The sequence below is a fragment of the Pseudomonas sp. DCB_AW genome (genome assembly GCF_026240895.1).
GTDB lineage: Bacteria > Pseudomonadota > Gammaproteobacteria > Pseudomonadales > Pseudomonadaceae > Aquipseudomonas > Aquipseudomonas kermanshahensis.
The window spans coordinates 13,330-30,736 of sequence record NZ_JAPFCE010000061.1 but is presented as its reverse complement, the minus strand read 5'-3'; the positions used below and the strand labels follow the sequence as shown (position 1 = coordinate 30,736).

Sequence of the window (17,407 nt, the reverse complement as noted above, 5' to 3'; positions counted from 1 at the left end):
GTCACAAGTGGCCTCCGTGCTTATGTGATTGATGAAAGTCCGTGTAGTGAACACGGTCGGCATTCGCGGGGCAAGCCCGCTCCCACAGTCCCCTTTAAATCACTGGGCTGAGACCAGCAAGCCTTTCAGGTAGGCACTGCCTTCAGCGTCCAGGGGTTGCAGCGGCAGGCGCGGCGCCCCCACGTCCAGGCCAAGCATTTTCAGCCCGGCCTTGATGGTGGTAGGCAGGCCGCGCTGGGTGATGTACGCCAGCAACGCGTACTGTTGGTAGAACAGTGCCCGTGCTTCAGCCAGCTCGCCCTTCTGCACGGCGTCCCACAAAGCCAGGTTCAGTGCGGGGATCAGGTTCGGCGCTGCGGTGCACCAGCCGGCGGCGCCGGCAACCAGGGCTTCCAGGGTGAGCGGGTTGCAGCCGTTGTAGAACGCCACCTTGCCATCGGTCGCGGTGTACAGGCGGTGCATGCGCTGAATGTCGCCGGTGCTTTCCTTGACCATGGTCACATTGGCCACCTCGTCGAGGATGCGCAGGATCAGCTCCACCGACAGGTCGGTGCCGCTGGTGCCCGGGTTGTTGTACAGCATGATCGGGATGTCGATTGCCGCGCCGACCGCCTTGTAGTGTCGACCACCTCCGCCTCGGTCAGCTTCCAATAGGAGATGGGCAACACCATCACCGCCGTGGCCCCGCACGCCTGGGCCAGGCGGGCGCGCTGCACGGTACGTGCGGTAGTCAGGTCAGAGACGCTGACCACGCTGGGCACGCGGCCAGCGATTTTCTCGAGGCTGTAGCGCACCACCGCTTCCCACTCGGCCTCGGACAGGTAGGCACCTTCGCCCGTGCTGCCCAGCGGGGCGATGGCGTGCACGCCGGCCTGGATCAGGCTGTCGATGGATGTGCCCAGGGCGGCTAGATCGACCGAGCCGTCTGCCGCGAAGGGAGTGATGGTGTAGCCGATGACGCCGCGAATTACAGGTGTAGACATGACCAGGCACCTTTGCCGTTGTTCAGGAAGGGGGACAGCTGCAATCAGCCCAGGCATTCGCCATGGGCACGCAAGGCCCGGCGCGCGTAGTAGCTGAACGCGGCGCCATGGCGTTTTGGCGTGGAAATCCAGTCATGGGCTTCTTTGCCAAGTGCTTCGGGGATGGGGCGGATTTCACCGGCGCCCATGGCCAGCAACTGCATCCTCGCCGCACGTTCGAACAGCAGGGCGAGCACGCAGGCTTCTTCGATCGATCTACCGGCGATCAGCAGGCCATGGTGGGAAAGCAGAATCGCCCGCTTGTCGCCGATGGCACTGGCGATGATCTCGCCTTCTTCGTTGCCCACCGGCACGCCTGGCCATTCCTTGAGGAAGGCGCAATCGTCGAACAGCGGGCAGAGGTCCATGTGCGAGATGGCCAGCGGCACTTCGAGCATCGACAAGGCTGCGCTGTGCAGCGGGTGGGTATGGATGATGCAGTTGACGTCAGGGCGTGCGCGGTACAGCCAGCTGTGGAAGCGGTTGGCGGGGTTGGCCATGCCCTGGCCTTGCAGCACCGTCAGGTCTTCGTCCACGACCAGCAGGTTGGAGGCCGATATCTCGTCGAAGCCCAGGCCAAGCTGTTGCGTGTAATAGGTGCCAGGTTCCGCAGCGCGTGCGGTGATCTGCCCGGCCAGGCCCGAATCGTGGCCGCCGTCGAACAGAATCCGGCAGGTCAGTGCGAGCTTCTGCCGCGGGGTGTAGGTGTTGTCGGCCAGCGCAGTCAGCATTTGCTGTTGGGCACGTTTGACGAGCTGGTCCTTGGGGGTCTGCATGGTGGTGGTCACAGTGGGGTACCTGCACGGGATAAGGGCGATGACGTCCTGGTAGCCGTGGCTGGCTTGAGGACACACGTCGATCTTAATGACACTTTGTGTCATATGCAAGTGAAGTGTCATCGCGCCATGGCTCACCCCATGACGACCTGCGCAGGTATCCCTTACACGTGCTTGGCGGTGGCCTCTTTTTCCAGAATCCTCGCCCCTGCACCGTCCTTGCCCAGCACATCCTCGGGGTTGCGCAGCGGGCAGTCTTCCAGTGACAGGCAGCCGCAGCCAATGCAGTTGTCCAGGCTGTCGCGCAACGCTTCCAAGGTGCGGATGCGTGCGTTCAGGTCTTCTCGCCAGGCCGATGACATCTCGCCCCACTGCGCTGCCGTGAGTTTGCTGTTCGGCGGGTAGCGGCCCAGGGCACGCTTGATGACCTCGAGGGGGATACCCGTGCGCTGGGCCACCTTGATGATGGCAATGGTGCGCAACACCAGCGCGGGGTAACGCCGCTGGTTGCCGGCGGTGCGCGTGCCGGCGATCAGCCCCTTGGATTCGTAGAAGTGCAGGGCGGATACCGCAACGCCACTGCGCTTGGCGACTTCGCCGACAGTCAGCAGCCGCGTGCTGATGGTGGATGATTTGGCTGTCACACCTGTTGACCTCAAGTTAAGTTGAGCTCTTATAGTCCTGCCCGATCTTTCCTGCAACCACCCCGCTGATCGGAGCAAGGCATGAACAAAAGGATGTTACTGGCCATGACTGTCGCCGCTGTCGGTGCCTTGGTCGGCGCCTACGCATTGACGGGCAGTAGGGTAGCGGCCCAACAGGCCGCGGCGTGGCCGGTCACCAAAGTTGCGCTGGCCACTGCCGAGCCGGTCGACCTGGCGCGGCAACGTTTTGCATCGGGGGAGCTGGAGGCGGTCAATCAGGTGCAGGTCGCGGCCGAGGTGGCAGGGCGCATCACCCACATCGCCTTCGCGTCGGGGCAGGCCGTGCGTGCCGGGCAGTTGCTGGTACAGCTCAACGATGCGCCCGAACAGGCCCAGCGCGTGCAACTGCGGGCGAAGCTGCGCAATACCCAGGTCGCGGCGCAGCGGGCCAGTAAGTTGCGCGCGCTGAATGCCGTTTCGCAAGAGCTGCTGGATAACGCGAGCACAGCGGTGGATGTGGCCGCGGGTGAGCTGCAGCATGTCGAAGCGCTGATCGCGCAAAAAGCCATACGCGCGCCGTTTGCAGGCAATGTGGGTATCCGCCGTGTTCACCAGGGCCAGTACCTGGGCGCTGGCGAGGCGATTGCCAGCCTGACGGATACACGCCAGTTGCACGTCAATTTTTCCCTCAGCGAACAGGCGGCCCCCGAAGTGACTGTCGGGCAGCTGCTGGAACTGACCGTCGATGCTGTGCGCGGGCGGGCGTTTCAGGCACGGGTAGTGGCGGTCGATCCCCTGGTCAGCAAGTCACGCCTCGTCCAGGTGCAGGCTGCCCTGCCGAACCTGGATGGGCAGCTGCAGCCGGGCATGTATGCCGGGGTCCGTCTGCCTGCCGCGCAGCCGTCGAGGGTGCTGGCCGTGCCAGAAACGGCGATCACCTACACCGCCTACGGGCAGACGGTGTTCATTGCCAGGCAGGATCAACAGGGCGTCATCAGCGTCAACCGGGTACCGGTAACGACCGGTGAGCGCTGGCAGGGGCGTGTGGAAGTCACCTCGGGCCTCGCGCCGGGCGACAGGGTGGTGGTTTCCGGCCAGCTGAAATTGAGTGATGGCATGCAGGTCGAGCAGGTCGCAGAAGACAGCCTGCTGGACGTGGCCGGGGGGCAGCAACCGTGAAATTCACCGATACCTTCGTGCGTCGCCCCGTGCTGGCGCTGGTGGTCAGCAGCCTGATCGTGCTGATGGGGCTGTTCGCCCTGGGCAAGTTGCCGGTGCGCCAGTACCCCTTGCTGGAGAGCGCGACGATCACCATCAGTACCGACTACCCCGGCGCCTCCGCCGAACTCATGCAAGGCTTTGTGACCCAGCCGATCAGCCAGGCGGTTTCTTCGGTTGAGGGCGTTGACTTCATGTCGTCATCATCGTTGCAGGGGCGTAGCTTGATTACTCTGCGCATGCTGCTCAACCGAGACTCGACCCAGGCGCTGGCCGAGACCATGGCCAAGGTCAACCAGGTGCGCTACCGCTTGCCCGAGAAAGCCTACGACCCGGTGGTGGAGCTGTCTGCGGGGGATTCCACGGCGGTGGCGTATGTCGGCTTCTCCAGCCAGACCCTGTCCATCCCAGAACTCAGTGACTACCTGTCGCGGGTGGTTGAGCCGCTGCTTTCGGGGATCGACGGCGTGGCCAAGGTGCAGACGTTCGGCGGGCAGAGCCTGGCCATGCGCCTGTGGCTCGACAGCGAGCAGATGGCCGGGCGCGGGGTGACGGCTGCCGACGTCGCACAAGCGGTGCGGGCCAATAATTACCAGGCCACCCCAGGGCAGGTGCGCGGGCAGTTCGTGCTGGCCGATATCCAGGTCGACACCGACATGACCCGCGTCGAGGACTTCCGTGACCTGATCATCCGCAACGACGGCACCGACCTTGTGCGCCTGCGTGATGTGGGCACTGTCGAACTGAGCGCGGCGGCCACCCGCACCAGTGCCACCCTGGATGGCAAACCCGCTGTGCACTTGGGGTTGTTCCCCACACCATCGGGTAACCCACTGGTCATCGTCGACGGCATTCGCGAATTGTTGCCGCAGATCCAGCAAACGCTCCCGCCCGGCGTGAAGGTGGCGCTGGCCTATGAGACTGCGCGTTTCATCGAGGCTTCGATCGAAGAAGTGTTGCGCACGCTGGTGGAAGCGATGCTGATCGTCGTGCTGGTGATCTGGCTGTGCCTGGGGTCACTGCGCAGCGTGACGATCGCGGTGGTGGCCATTCCGTTGTCGATGCTGGGTGCAGCGGGGTTGATGCTGGCGTTCGGCTTCAGCCTCAACCTGTTGACCTTGCTGGCGATGGTGCTGGCCATCGGCCTGGTGGTGGACGATGCCATCGTGGTGGTGGAGAACGTGCACCGTCACATCGAAGAAGGGCAAACACCGGTGGCGGCGGCGTTGGCCGGTGCACGCGAAATCGCCGGGCCGGTGATCGCCATGACGCTGACCCTGGCCGCCGTGTACGCGCCCATCGGCTTGATGGGTGGCCTGACCGGCACGTTGTTCCGTGAATTTGCCTTGACCTTGGCGGGGGCGGTGATCGTTTCGGGTGTCGTTGCACTGACCTTGTCGCCGGTGATGAGTTCGTTGCTGCTTAAACCCGGGCAGCAGGATGGGGCCATGGCCCATCTCGCCGAAAGGGTGTTCGCTGCGCTCACAGCGGCCTATGCCCGGGCCTTGGCGTTTACCTTGGCGCGGCGCTGGCTCAGTGCTGGTGTGGCCCTGCTGGTTTGCCTGAGCCTGCCCTGGCTGTACCTGTTGCCACAGCGCGAGCTCGCACCGCCGGAGGACCAGGCGGCCGTGCTGACGGCAATCAAGTCGCCGCAACAGGCGAGCCTGGACTACGTCGAGCGCTTTGCCAGCAAACTCGACCAGGTGATGAAATCGATTCCCGAAACCACCGACACCTGGATCATCAACGGCACCGACGGGACCGCGGCCAGCTTCGCTGGCATCAACCTCAGTGCATGGCAGCAGCGCGAGCGCTCTGCCGCGCAGGTCCAAGCGCAGCTGCAACAGGCGGTCGCGGACATCGAGGGCAGCAGCATTTTCGCCTTCCAGGTGGCGTCGTTGCCAGGTTCCAGTGGTGGCTTGCCGGTACAGATGGTGCTGCGCAGTGCCCAGGATTACCCGGTGCTGTACCAGACCATGGAAGTGCTCAAGCAGCGCGCCCGCGAGAGCGGTTTGTTCAGCGTGGTGGACAGCGACCTGGACTACAACAACCCGGTGGTCAAGGTCAGCATCGACCGCGCCAAGGCCGCCAGCCTGGGGATCAGCATGCAGGACATCGGCGAGTCGCTGGGCGTGCTGGTGGGCGAGCAGTACCTGAACCGCTTTGCCCTGTTCGGCCGCGCCTATGACGTGATCCCGCAAAGCATCCAGGACCAGCGCTTGACCCCGTCGGCCCTGAACCGCCAGTACGTGCGGGCCGAAGATGGCAGCCTGGTGCCGTTGTCCACGGTGGTGCGCCTGGACCTGCAGGTCGCGCCTAACCGCCTTTTGCAATTCGACCAGCAGAACGCAAGCACCCTGCAGGCCATCCCCGCGCCCGGTGTCTCGATGGGCAAGGCGGTGGCATTTCTGCAGCAGCTTGCCGCCGAGCTGCCGCCCGGTTTCAGCCATGATTGGCAATCGGAGTCGCGCCAGTATGTGCAGGAAGGCTTTGCCCTGATGTGGGCCTTTCTTGCTGCCTTGGTGGTGATCTACCTGGTGCTGGCCGCGCAGTATGAAAGCCTGGTGGACCCGCTGATCATCTTGGTGACCGTACCGTTGTCGATGTGCGGTGCGTTGCTGCCGCTGGCGCTGGGCTGGGCTACGTTGAACATCTACACGCAGATTGGCTTGGTCACGCTGATCGGGCTGATCAGCAAGCACGGCATCCTGATGGTGGAGTTCGCCAACGAGATTCAGGTGCGCGACAACCTTGACCGTGCGGCGGCCATTATGCGCGCCGCGCAAATTCGCCTGCGCCCGGTGTTGATGACCACGGCGGCGATGACCTTCGGTGTGATACCGCTGTTATTTGCCAGTGGCGCAGGGGCCAACAGCCGCTTTGGGCTGGGTGTGGTGATCGTCTGCGGCATGTTGATCGGCACGCTGTTCACCTTGTTCGTGCTGCCGGCGATCTACACCTGGCTGGCGCGTGATCACCGGCTGACCACCCTGCGTAAACAGCAACTGGCAGACGCCGAGCGGAGCGTTGGGGTGAGTGTGCCTTGAGTGTTCATGTGGCGCCCCGGTGCCATATACCGCGGCGCCTGCATCGCCGGCAAGCCGGCTCCCACAGGATTCGGGGCTCGCTTGCGATGTTTGTTCTCTGCGTGACAGCCCAGAGGAACAGGCGCGCAAATACCCGGTTAGGCGCGTTCTGGTTTAAGGTGCGCGTAGGCCAAAATGGACTCTCACTGGAAGGACACGACACTGATGGACACTGCTTTTTCACCCGTCGCCGAGCGCCTGCACAATCGCCGATTCGCGGTAGCGAACAATGCACAAGGGCTCTCCGGTGCTGGCACGGTCTTTCATTACGTTGTCGATGGAAACGCCATAACCAGCCACTATCAGGGCGGCAGGATCCGGATTGGCAATCAGGTAGGCCGTGTTACCGGCCCCGACACGATCGAGCTACTTTTTCAGTGTTTGACCACCGAAGGTGAAATGCTGGCCGGCTGGTCGCGCGGTACGGTGGGGCTTGATCAAGCCGGTCGCACCACGCTGCACTTCGTTTGGGGCTGGTTGTCGGGGGCGACGGGGGGTGGCGAATCCCGCTACGTCGAGCTCGTCGAGTAGCAGCAGCCCCCCCCGCAGCGCTCACTTGCCGCTGATCACCCGGGTCCACAGCCGGGTGCTCAAGCGCATGCCTGCCGGTGACAGGGTCTGGATCGGGAACAGCGTATCCAGCACGGCCTGGGGTGGGTACACCGCCGGGTTGTCACGCAGCGCCGCGTCTACATAGGGTAATGACGCCGCATTGCCATTCGGGTACTTCACCGCGTTGCTGATATGCGCCATGACCTGGGGGTCGAGCAGGTAGTTCAGGTAGGCATAGGCCGCGTCCAAGTGTGGCGCAGCTTTGGGAATCACCACCATGTCCACCGCCACCGTCGAGCCTTCACGGGGAATGCTGTAGCCCAGGTGCACGCCGTTGTTCGCCTGTTGCGCGCTGTTCATCGCTTGCAGCACATCGCCGCTGAAACCGATCGCAACGCAGATGTTGCCGTTGGCCAGGTCGCTGACGTACTTGGATTGGTGGAAGTAGCTGATGGAAGGGCGGATCGCCATCAGCGCCGCCTCGGCTTTTTTCAGGTCTTCAGGGCGCTGGCTGTGTGGGTCGAGCCCCAGCACCTTGAGGGTGATCGGCAACACTTGCGTCGGGTTGTCGAGAAACGCCACGCCACAGGCGCTCAGCTTGCGGATGTTGTCCGGGTTGAACAGCATCTGCCAGGACTGAGTGACATCGGCAGTGCCGAAGATGGCCTTGATCTTGTCGACGTTGTAGCCGATACCCGTGGTCACCCACATGTAGGGGATGGCATGGCGGTTGCCGGGGTCGCTGGTTTCCAGCAACTGCATCAACTTGGGGTCGAGGTTGTGCCAGTTAGGCAGCTTGCTGCGATCGAGTTCTTGGATGGCACCGGCCTTGATCAGCCTGGGCAGAAAATGGTTGGACGGGCTGACCAGGTCATAGCCGCTGCCGCCGGTCATCAGCTTGGCCTCGGTCGTCTCGTTGCTGTCGATAAGGTCGTAGGTGGGCTGGATGCCTGTGCGGCGGGCGAACGCTGCCAAGGTGTCATCGGCAATGTAGCCGCTCCAGTTGGCGATGTTCACCGATTCGGCGGCCTGGGCCGTCAGGCTGAACAGCGCCGCGGACAGCACGGCCATGCAGGTACGTTTCATCATCTTGCCCTCTGTTGTTGTAAGTGTGCGCAAGTGCTCATGGCGGTCAACGTTCTAGCCGCGCGCGGCGTACTTCCCAGGCCATGCGCAGGGACGCGCCGATATCGAAGAACGGGCGTGGCGGCAGGTAACCGGGTTGGGCCTGGCCCAGCACGTCGCTGAGCAGCGTTGACGACGATGCGCTGGCCATGTCGACCAGCAGCCTGCCCCACAAGGTGCCGCGGGCGACCCCCGAGCCGTTGCAGCCGGCCACGGCATGCAGCCCTTCGTCAATCCGCGCGAAGCACGGCTCCCCAGAACGGGTGCCGCTCAGGTGGCCGGTCCAGGTGTATTCGAGGTCCTTGGCGGACAGCCCGGGGAAGCGCTTTTCCAGGCCTTGCAGATGCTGTTGTCGGCGGGCCTGCAACTGCGCGCCATTGAGGTCGCGCTGGCGGTATTCCACCGTGTTGCGAATCAGCAGCCGTCGGCCTGGCAGCAGGCGCAGGGTAGCGCCGCCCGGCAAGGTCGACAGCACGCCCCAGGTGTGGTCGCCGAACTGGCTTTGCAAACGCGCCTCGGTCAGTGGGCGGGTGATGCTGGCGCTCAGTTCCAGCGGGAAGGTGCCGCTGTGGTGCACGCCCACTCTGGGCAAGAATGCGCCGACGCAGGCCAGCACCTGGGGGGCATTGATCACGCCGGTTTCGGTTTTGGCTTGCCAGCCACGCCCGGCACGGCGCAGGCTCAGTACCGCACTGTGCTCGTACACCTCCACCGCCTTGGGCAGGCTGTCTGCAAGGCCCCGTACATACTTCGCCGGTTGCAGCAAGGCGTTGCCCCCAGCGCAATGGATGGCGCGGGTATAGAAGCCGCTGCCAAGGCGCTGCTGCAGCGCTTGGCCTTCCAGGTAGCGTGCTTGGGCGCCTACCGCCTCGAGTGTGTGCATCACGGCCTCGGCCTGCTGCAGGTGCGCGGGCTGATGCACGGCGAAGTGATAGCCACCGTCGTCGTACTCGCAGGCGATGCCCAGCTCGCCAATGCGCTGGCGCACTTCCCGAGCAGCGGCCACGCCAATGCGCGACGCCACTTCATAACCTGCAAAACCAGGGTTGCCGAGCAATTCGTTGGGCGAGGGCAGTTCATGGCTGACGGCAAAGCCCGAGTTGCGTGCCGAAGCCCCTTGGGCTACTCGCTGCCGGTCAAGCAGGACGATGCGTTGCCCCGGGAAGCGTGCCGCCAGTGTGTGGGCCGCGGCGAGGCCGGTGATGCCACCGCCGATGATCAGCCAGTCGCAGGTGTGCTGGCCTTCGAGGCGCGGGTGGGGGGCAGACTCGCCTGCCAGCGCGATCCATCCACAGCGGTTGTCGATTGCCATCAGCTTCTCCACAATCAATGCGCACGGGTTATCGGTGTTCGTTGTCAGTGCGCGTTCAAGGCTTAATCTACGAGGGCTGTGGCCGTGTTTCTAACGCTAATATTTCATTCAGCTATTCTTGAAACGCATGGATAAAATCTTTCGTGTGCCCTCGCTTCATGCCCTCCAGGCGCTCATTCACGTGGCGGACAGCAGCAGCTTTACCGAGGCTGCCCGGCAGTTGCACCTGACCCAGAGCGCGATCAGCCGCCAGGTTCAGCAGTTGGAGGAGCATTACGGGGTGGCGCTGTTCGACCGCACCAGCCGCAAGGTGGCGCTGACGGAGCACGGCCGTGATGTCTATGCGGTGGCGTGTGAAACGCTGAACGATCTGCGCGCCCTGGCGCAGCGGCTTTCGCCAGCGCCCGTGGACCGGCCGTTTCGCATTCGCATCTTCGTGTCACTGGCGGTGCGCTGGTTGCTGCCGAGGTTGAGTAGCTTTTATGCGCTGAACCCGGCGTTGTGCCTGTCCATCGAAACGGTTAGCGGGGAGGTGGTGGAAACCAGCGGCGATTGCGATGCCTATGTACTGTATTTGCGAGATGGCCTTGATGATCGGCCGCTGACGGTGTTGTTCGATGAGTACCTGGTCCCGGTCTGCGCGCCGCGCCTGAGCGACGGACAGTTACCGCCACGCTCGCTGGAAACGCTGGGTGATCATGCCTTGATCCATGGCTCGACCGCGCGCCACGAGTGGAACCTGTGGTTGCAAGCGCATCAGGATCGCCCCGAGCGCAGTTACAAACACCTGATGTTCAACCTTGACGACCTGGCGCTGGATGCCGCTGCCCGCGGTTTGGGCGTGGCCATGACGGACCAGGTGCTGGCGCACGACGCCCTGGCCCGGGGGGATTTGATCGTGCCGTTTGGCGAGCCGCTGAAGACTGGCGGCGTGTATGCACTGTGGTTGCGCGATAGCGGGGCGGCGCACCCGGCTTGCACGGCGGTGTTGCAGTGGTTTGAGGCGCAGTTGGAGCGGACACGACAGGCTAACTACGGATTGCAGGGTCGTCAGGGGTGAAAGCTTATGGCTCTGCATGCACCCATAGTCAGGCTATGTAGGTCATTTCCGAAACACGCTCCGATTCCCTTTATCCCGTTGCACGCTGCACGTTGGGAATTTAGTCTCGCGCTTTCCGCGTCGCGTCGCACAGCACATACCACGCATCAGGATGGCGTTTGTGTGTGTTGATTTGCGTGTGATTTTACGCAATATTGTGTGTTGTCGATTCGGGGGAGCCGCTGCATCTCCTCCCGTCTCCCTTTACTCTCTGGAGGCAATGCAGCAAACCGATGGGAGCAAGCATGCGATGGCTGGACTAATGACCAGAGCTGAGCAGGCGGTGTCTGCTACGGCAATGGCTAGAACGTTTGGAGCGCGTTTAAAGGAAGTGACGAGCGGGGATGCAACCCACCTCGTCATTTTCAAGGACAATGAGCCGGCTGCTGTGCTGATAGGTGTTGAGGCCTACCAAGCCATGCAGGACGAGCTCGAAGATCTACGCGCAGAACGGCTGGCTGCCGAGCGCCTACTCAGCCTGAAAGAGGAAAATAGCGTGAGCCTTGAAGACATGGAGGCTCGCTTCAGGTAGGAACGCGATGATCTGGACTGTCAGGTTTCACCCTGAAGTAGAAAATGACCTTCTGCAGCTTGGGCGCGCGGAGGCACAAAGAGTCCTCAGAGTGGTGCGTGAGCGTATCGCAGGAGGCGAGCCTGACAAGCTAGGCAAGCCCCTTAGGGGCGTGCTGGCGGGTTGCCGCAGAATTCGCACAGGCGATGTGCGCATTGTCTATCGAATTAACGGCACCGAGATCGTTTTGGTTCTCTGCATAGGTGCCAGGCGCGACGATGAAGTGTACGAAGCTGCCTACAAACGTGTGTAAACCCTAAGTCCCGCTTCGGCGGGGTTTAGGGTTTCCTGCTTGGGAAATGACAGCCCTCAAACCTCGCAGACAAACGTCCCCGTCCCCTCAAGAATGTTCTGCAGCGTCTCCTTCACCTCGTCCATGTCGCTCAGATCGCTGGTCAGGATGATCTCCAGCACTTCATCCCCCCTCAGCGCATCGCGGTCCCCGGCCGCCACTTCGATCAGCAGGCGCTGGGCGCTCAGGGTCACTTTCAGCCCGTCCAGCGTCGACGGCTCGTCATCCAGGGTCAGGTCGACCGTGTCTTCATCCGGATAGCGGGTAAGCAGGAACATCTGACCCTTGTCGCTGTGGCAGCAGAGGGTCGCCATGTTGTCTTCCTCGTCATCGCAAGGGGTGGCGAAGAGCAGGGCGGTCGTGATTTGCATGGACAGGCTCGGGTCAAAGGAAACGGAAGGGAATTCTGACAGTCTTGCACGTATCCATAAACGTAAAGTTACCCCCCCTTGACCGAAATTGTCGCAGCGCTGCAAGCGTTGGTGACTACTCAGTCGTTAAGCTTCGGCGAGCCCTGGGCGTGCTGTGCACGTCCAACGCCTGGTTATAACCGTCCGCCATGCCACGGGTTGGCTATCGTTGATCCGTACACGGCGCACGCGAGCGACGCTTCAATTATTACAAAGCCCAAGCGGAGTACCACAGATGGCGTTTTTCACCGCAGCCAGCAAGGCCGACTTCCAGCATCAACTGCAAGCGGCTCTGGCGCAGCACATCAGCGAACAGGCACTGCCACAAGTGGCGCTGTTCGCCGAACAGTTCTTCGGCATCATCTCTATGGACGAACTCACCCAGCGCAGGCTTTCCGACCTGGCTGGCTGTACCCTTTCTGCCTGGCGCATCATCGAGCGCTTCGACGCCGAACAACCTCAAGTGCGGGTGTACAACCCTGATTACGAACGCAACGGCTGGCAATCGACCCACACCGTGGTCGAGGTGCTGCACCATGATTTACCCTTCCTGGTCGACTCGGTGCGCACCGAGCTCAACCGCCGGGGCTACAGCATCCACACCCTGCAAACCACGGTACTGAGCGTACGCCGCGGTGCCAAAGGCGAGTTGCTGGAACTGCTGCCCAAGGGTACCCACGGTGAAGGCGTGCGCCATGAGTCGCTGATGTACCTGGAGATCGACCGCTGCGCCAACGCCGCCGAACTGACGGTGCTGGCCCGTGAAATCGAACAAGTGCTGGCCGAAGTGCGGGTAGCGGTCGCCGATTTCGAACCGATGAAGGCCAAGCTGCGCGAAGTCGTGGCGCTGGTGGAACAGACCGCGTTTGGCCCGGCGCAGCATGACAAAGGCGAGGTGAAGGCGTTTCTCGAGTGGCTGCTGGACAACCATTTCACCTTCCTCGGCTACGAAGAATTCACCGTCCAGGGCGGCAGCGATGGCGGCCAGATGGTCTACGACGAACAATCGTTCCTTGGCCTGCCTCGTCGCCTGCGCGTGGGACTGACGCCTGAAGAGCTGCGTATCGAAGACTACGCCGTAGCCTACCTCAACGAGCCGCTGCTGCTGTCCTTCGCCAAGGCCGCGCTGCCCAGCCGCGTGCACCGCCCGGCCTACCCGGACTACGTGTCGATCCGCCAGCTGGACGCGGATGGCAAGGTGGTCAAAGAACACCGCTTCATGGGCTTGTACACCTCCTCGGTGTATGGCGAGAGCGTGCATGCCATCCCGTACATTCGGGTCAAGGTTGCCGAAGTCGAGCGCCGTTCTGGCTTCGACCCCAAGGCTCACCTGGGCAAGGAACTGGCCCAGGTGCTCGAAGTGCTGCCGCGCGACGACCTGTTCCAGACCCCGATCGACGAGCTGTTCAGCACGGTCATGGCCATCGTGCAGATCCAGGAGCGCAACAAGATTCGCGTGTTCCTGCGCAAAGACCCTTACGGCCGCTTCTGCTACTGCCTGGCCTACGTGCCGCGCGAGGTCTACTCCACCGAAGTGCGGCAGAAGATCCAGCAGGTGCTGATGGAGCGCCTCAAAGCCAGCGACTGCGAGTTCTGGACCTTCTTCTCCGAATCGGTGTTGGCGCGCGTGCAGCTGATTTTGCGGGTCGACCCGAAGAACCGCATCGACATCGACCCGCAGCAACTGGAAAACGAAGTGATCCAGGCCTGCCGCTCGTGGCAAGACGATTACTCGACCCTGGTGGTAGAAAACTTCGGCGAAGCCCAGGGCACCAACATCCTGGCCGACTTCCCCAAAGGTTTCCCGGCGGGCTACCGCGAGCGCTTCGCGGCGCACTCGGCCGTGGTCGACCTGCAGCATGTGCTGGGGTTGTCTGAAAGCAAGCCGCTGGCCATGAGCTTCTACCAGCCGCTGACCCAGGTCGGCGAGCGTACCCTGCATTGCAAGCTGTACCACGCCGACACCCCGCTGGCGCTGTCCGATGTCTTGCCGATTCTGGAAAACCTCGGTTTGCGCGTGCTTGGCGAGTTCCCATATCGCCTGCGCCACGCCAATGGCCGTGAGTACTGGATCCATGACTTCGCCTTCACCTACAGCGAAGGCCTGAGCCTGGATATCCAGCAGCTCAACGACACCCTGCAGGACGCCTTCATCCACATCGTCCGCGGCGATGCCGAGAACGACGCCTTCAACCGCCTGGTGCTGACCGCCGGCCTGCCGTGGCGCGATGTGGCGCTGCTGCGTGCGTATGCCCGTTACCTCAAGCAGATCCGCCTGGGCTTCGACCTGGGCTACATCGCCAGCACCTTGAACAACCACACCGGTATCGCTCGCGAACTGACCCGGTTGTTCAAGACCCGCTTCTACCTGGCGCGCAAACTGACTCAAGACGACCTGGACGACAAGCAGCAGCGTCTGGAGCAGGCGATCTTGACGGCGCTGGACGATGTTCAGGTGCTCAACGAAGACCGCATCCTGCGTCGCTACCTGGACCTGATCAAGGCCACCCTGCGCACCAACTTCTACCAGCCCGATGCCAACGGCCAGAACAAGTCGTACTTCAGCTTCAAGTTCAACCCCAAGCTGATCCCCGAGCTGCCAAAGCCGGTACCCAAGTTCGAGATCTTCGTTTATTCGCCACGGGTCGAAGGCGTGCACCTGCGCTTCGGCAACGTCGCCCGTGGCGGCCTGCGCTGGTCGGACCGCGAGGAAGACTTCCGCACCGAGGTGCTCGGCCTGGTCAAGGCCCAGCAGGTGAAGAACTCGGTCATCGTGCCAGTCGGCGCCAAAGGCGGCTTCCTGCCGCGCCGCCTGCCCCTGGGTGGCAGCCGTGACGAGATCGCTGCCGAAGGCATTGCCTGCTACCGCATCTTCATTTCTGGCCTGCTCGACATCACCGACAACCTCAAGGACGGGGGCGTGGTGCCGCCGGCCAACGTGGTGCGGCACGATGAAGACGATCCGTACCTGGTAGTGGCCGCCGACAAAGGCACCGCGACGTTCTCGGACATCGCCAACGGCATCGCCATCGATTACGGCTTCTGGCTGGGCGACGCCTTTGCCTCGGGCGGCTCGGCCGGTTATGACCACAAGAAGATGGGCATCACCGCCCGTGGCGCCTGGGTGGGTGTACAGCGCCACTTCCGCGAGCGCGGCATCAACGTGCAGGAAGACCCGATTACCGTGATCGGCGTCGGCGACATGGCCGGCGACGTGTTCGGCAATGGCTTGCTGATGTCAGACAAACTCAAGCTGGTGGCGGCGTTCAACCACCTGCACATCTTCATCGACCCGAACCCGGAGCCGGCCAACAGCTTCGCCGAGCGCAAGCGCCTGTTCGACCTGCCGCGTTCGGCCTGGAGCGACTACGACACCAGCATTATGTCCGAAGGCGGCGGGATCTTCCCGCGCAGTGCCAAGAGCATTGCCATCAGCCCGCAGATGAAAGAACGCTTTGCCATCGAAGCCGACCGCCTGACCCCGACCGAGCTGCTCAATGCACTGCTCAAGGCGCCAGTCGACCTGCTGTGGAACGGCGGCATCGGCACTTATGTCAAGGCCAGCAGCGAGAGCCACGCCGATGTCGGCGACAAGGCCAACGACGCCCTGCGCGTCAACGGCAACGAGCTGCGCTGCAAGGTGGTGGGCGAGGGCGGCAACCTGGGCATGACCCAGCTTGGCCGGGTCGAGTTCGGCCTCAATGGCGGCGCGACCAACACCGACTTCATCGACAACGCCGGCGGCGTGGACTGCTCGGACCACGAGGTCAATATCAAGATCCTGCTCAATGAAGTGGTGCAGGGTGGCGACATGACCGAGAAGCAGCGCAACCAGCTGCTCGGCAGCATGACCGAAGAAGTCGGCGCGCTGGTGCTGGGCAACAACTACAAGCAGACCCAGGCGTTGTCCCTGGCGGCCCGCCGCGCTCGCGAGCGGATTGCCGAATACAAGCGCCTGATGGCGGACCTGGAAGGGCGTGGCAAGCTCGACCGTGCCATCGAGTTCCTGCCGTCCGAAGAGCAACTGGCCGAGCGCCTGGCGGCTGGCCAGGGCCTGACCCGTGCCGAGCTGTCGGTGCTGATCTCGTACAGCAAGATCGACCTCAAGGAGCAACTGCTGAAGTCGCTGGTGCCGGACGACGATTACCTGACCCGCGACATGGAGACCGCGTTCCCGCCGTCACTGGTCAGCAAGTTTGCCGAGTCCATGCGCCGTCATCGCCTGAAACGCGAGATCGTCAGCACCCAGATCGCCAACGACCTGGTCAACAACATGGGCATCACCTTCGTCCAGCGCCTGAAGGAATCGACCGGCATGAGCCCGGCCAACGTGGCGGGCGCCTATGTGATCGTGCGCGACATCTTCCACCTGCCGCACTGGTTCCGTCAGATCGAAGCGCTGGACTATCAGGTGCCGGCCGAAATCCAGCTGACCCTGATGGACGAGTTGATGCGCCTGGGCCGCCGTGCCACGCGCTGGTTCCTGCGCAGCCGCCGCAACGAGCAGGATGCCGGGCGTGATACCGCGCATTTCGGGCCGAAAATCGCGCAACTGGGGCTCAAGCTCGACGAACTGCTGGAAGGCCCGACCCGCGAGCGCTGGATGGTGCGCTACCAGGGCTTCGTCGACGCCGGTGTGCCGGAGCTGCTGGCGCGCATGGTGGCCGGTACCAGCCACCTGTACACCTTGTTGCCGATCATCGAGGCGGCGGATGTGACCGGCCATGACCCGGCGCAGGTGGCCAAGGCGTTCTTCGCCGTGGGCAGCTCGCTAGACCTGACCTGGTACCTGCAGGAGATCAGCAACCTGCCGGTGGAAAACAACTGGCAGGCCTTGGCCCGCGAGGCGTTCCGCGACGATATCGACCTGCAGCAGCGGGCGATCACCATTTCTGTGCTGCAGATGGTCGATGCACCGCAGGACATGGATGCCCGCGTGGCGCTGTGGGCCGAGCAGCACCGGGTGATGGTCGAGCGCTGGCGCGCGATGCTGGATGACCTGCGCAATGCCACCGGGACTGACTATGCGATGTACGCGGTGGCCAACCGCGAGCTGGTCGACCTGGCCATGAGCGGGCAGGCGGTGGTGGTGCCGTCCTGATCGGTGGTCTGAAATGAAAAAGCCCCGGCAGCGATGCCGGGGCTTTCTATTTGTAATTGTCCGACCTAGCAGGTGATCGGGTCTTTGTAGGAGCGGCCTTGTGTCGCGAAAGGGCCGCATAGCGGCCCCGGCAATATCAGCCTGATGCGCAAATCGTGGGGGCGCTTCGCACCCCTTTCGCGACACAAGGCCGCTCCTA

12 protein-coding genes and 1 pseudogene are annotated in these 17,407 nt (G+C 63.0%); 7 read left to right on the top strand and 6 right to left on the bottom strand.

Going from position 1 to position 17,407, the window contains the following annotated elements:
• Positions 1-99: 99 nt before the first annotated feature.
• The 3 genes and pseudogenes from OO306_RS22850 to soxR all read right to left on the bottom strand — a co-directional run bounded on the left by OO306_RS22850 (position 100) and on the right by soxR (position 2,409).
• Positions 100-983, bottom strand: a pseudogene (locus OO306_RS22850) (dihydrodipicolinate synthase family protein).
• 44 nt (positions 984-1,027) lie between these two features.
• Complete coding sequence (locus tag OO306_RS22845) at positions 1,028-1,810, bottom strand: aldolase (RefSeq protein WP_027596688.1); 783 nt, start codon at positions 1,808-1,810, stop codon at positions 1,028-1,030.
• A gap of 152 nt (positions 1,811-1,962) precedes the next feature.
• The gene (soxR, locus tag OO306_RS22840; protein ID WP_099430951.1) at positions 1,963-2,409 is read right to left on the bottom strand and encodes a redox-sensitive transcriptional activator SoxR; all 447 of its coding nucleotides are present in this window, start codon (positions 2,407-2,409) and stop codon (positions 1,963-1,965) included.
• Between the two features lie 114 nt (positions 2,410-2,523).
• On the opposite strand from soxR, the gene OO306_RS22835 reads away from it, so the two are divergent.
• The 3 genes from OO306_RS22835 to OO306_RS22825 all read left to right on the top strand — a co-directional run bounded on the left by OO306_RS22835 (position 2,524) and on the right by OO306_RS22825 (position 7,277).
• Positions 2,524-3,621 carry an efflux RND transporter periplasmic adaptor subunit gene (locus OO306_RS22835; RefSeq protein ID WP_265969991.1) on the top strand — a complete coding sequence of 366 codons (1,098 nt, stop codon included), beginning with the start codon at positions 2,524-2,526 and terminating at the stop codon, positions 3,619-3,621.
• The gene (locus OO306_RS22830) at positions 3,618-6,707 is read left to right on the top strand and encodes a MexW/MexI family multidrug efflux RND transporter permease subunit (protein WP_265969990.1); all 3,090 of its coding nucleotides are present in this window, start codon (positions 3,618-3,620) and stop codon (positions 6,705-6,707) included. The genes OO306_RS22835 and OO306_RS22830 overlap by 4 nt, the downstream gene beginning before the upstream one ends.
• Before the next feature lie 204 nt (positions 6,708-6,911).
• Positions 6,912-7,277: a hypothetical protein gene (locus OO306_RS22825; protein WP_186682387.1), complete on the top strand. Its 366-nt coding sequence runs from the start codon at positions 6,912-6,914 to the stop codon at positions 7,275-7,277.
• 21 nt (positions 7,278-7,298) lie between these two features.
• Here the strand turns inward: OO306_RS22825 and OO306_RS22820 are convergent, their stop codons facing one another.
• Positions 7,299-8,387 (bottom strand): polyamine ABC transporter substrate-binding protein, encoded by a 1,089-nt coding sequence (locus OO306_RS22820; RefSeq protein ID WP_238214608.1) that lies wholly within the window; start codon positions 8,385-8,387, stop codon positions 7,299-7,301.
• A 43-nt stretch (positions 8,388-8,430) separates the two neighbouring features.
• Complete coding sequence (locus tag OO306_RS22815; RefSeq protein ID WP_265969992.1) at positions 8,431-9,729, bottom strand: FAD-binding oxidoreductase; 1,299 nt, start codon at positions 9,727-9,729, stop codon at positions 8,431-8,433.
• Between the two features lie 133 nt (positions 9,730-9,862).
• On the opposite strand from OO306_RS22815, the gene OO306_RS22810 reads away from it, so the two are divergent.
• The 3 genes from OO306_RS22810 to OO306_RS22800 all read left to right on the top strand — a co-directional run bounded on the left by OO306_RS22810 (position 9,863) and on the right by OO306_RS22800 (position 11,658).
• Positions 9,863-10,795, top strand: coding sequence for a LysR substrate-binding domain-containing protein (locus OO306_RS22810; RefSeq protein ID WP_265969989.1), 933 nt, complete (start codon positions 9,863-9,865; stop codon positions 10,793-10,795).
• 259 nt (positions 10,796-11,054) lie between these two features.
• Complete coding sequence (locus tag OO306_RS22805) at positions 11,055-11,366, top strand: type II toxin-antitoxin system Phd/YefM family antitoxin (protein WP_225874423.1); 312 nt, start codon at positions 11,055-11,057, stop codon at positions 11,364-11,366.
• A 7-nt stretch (positions 11,367-11,373) separates the two neighbouring features.
• Positions 11,374-11,658, top strand: coding sequence for a type II toxin-antitoxin system RelE/ParE family toxin (locus tag OO306_RS22800; RefSeq protein ID WP_265969988.1), 285 nt, complete (start codon positions 11,374-11,376; stop codon positions 11,656-11,658).
• Between the two features lie 56 nt (positions 11,659-11,714).
• On the opposite strand, the gene OO306_RS22795 is transcribed toward OO306_RS22800, so the two are convergent.
• A complete protein-coding gene (locus OO306_RS22795) occupies positions 11,715-12,068 on the bottom strand; it encodes a hypothetical protein (protein WP_265969987.1) in 354 nt (117 codons plus the stop codon).
• A gap of 274 nt (positions 12,069-12,342) precedes the next feature.
• On the opposite strand from OO306_RS22795, the gene OO306_RS22790 reads away from it, so the two are divergent.
• A complete protein-coding gene (locus tag OO306_RS22790) occupies positions 12,343-17,208 on the top strand; it encodes an NAD-glutamate dehydrogenase (RefSeq protein ID WP_265969986.1) in 4,866 nt (1,621 codons plus the stop codon).
• The last annotated feature ends 199 nt before the right edge of the window (positions 17,209-17,407 follow it).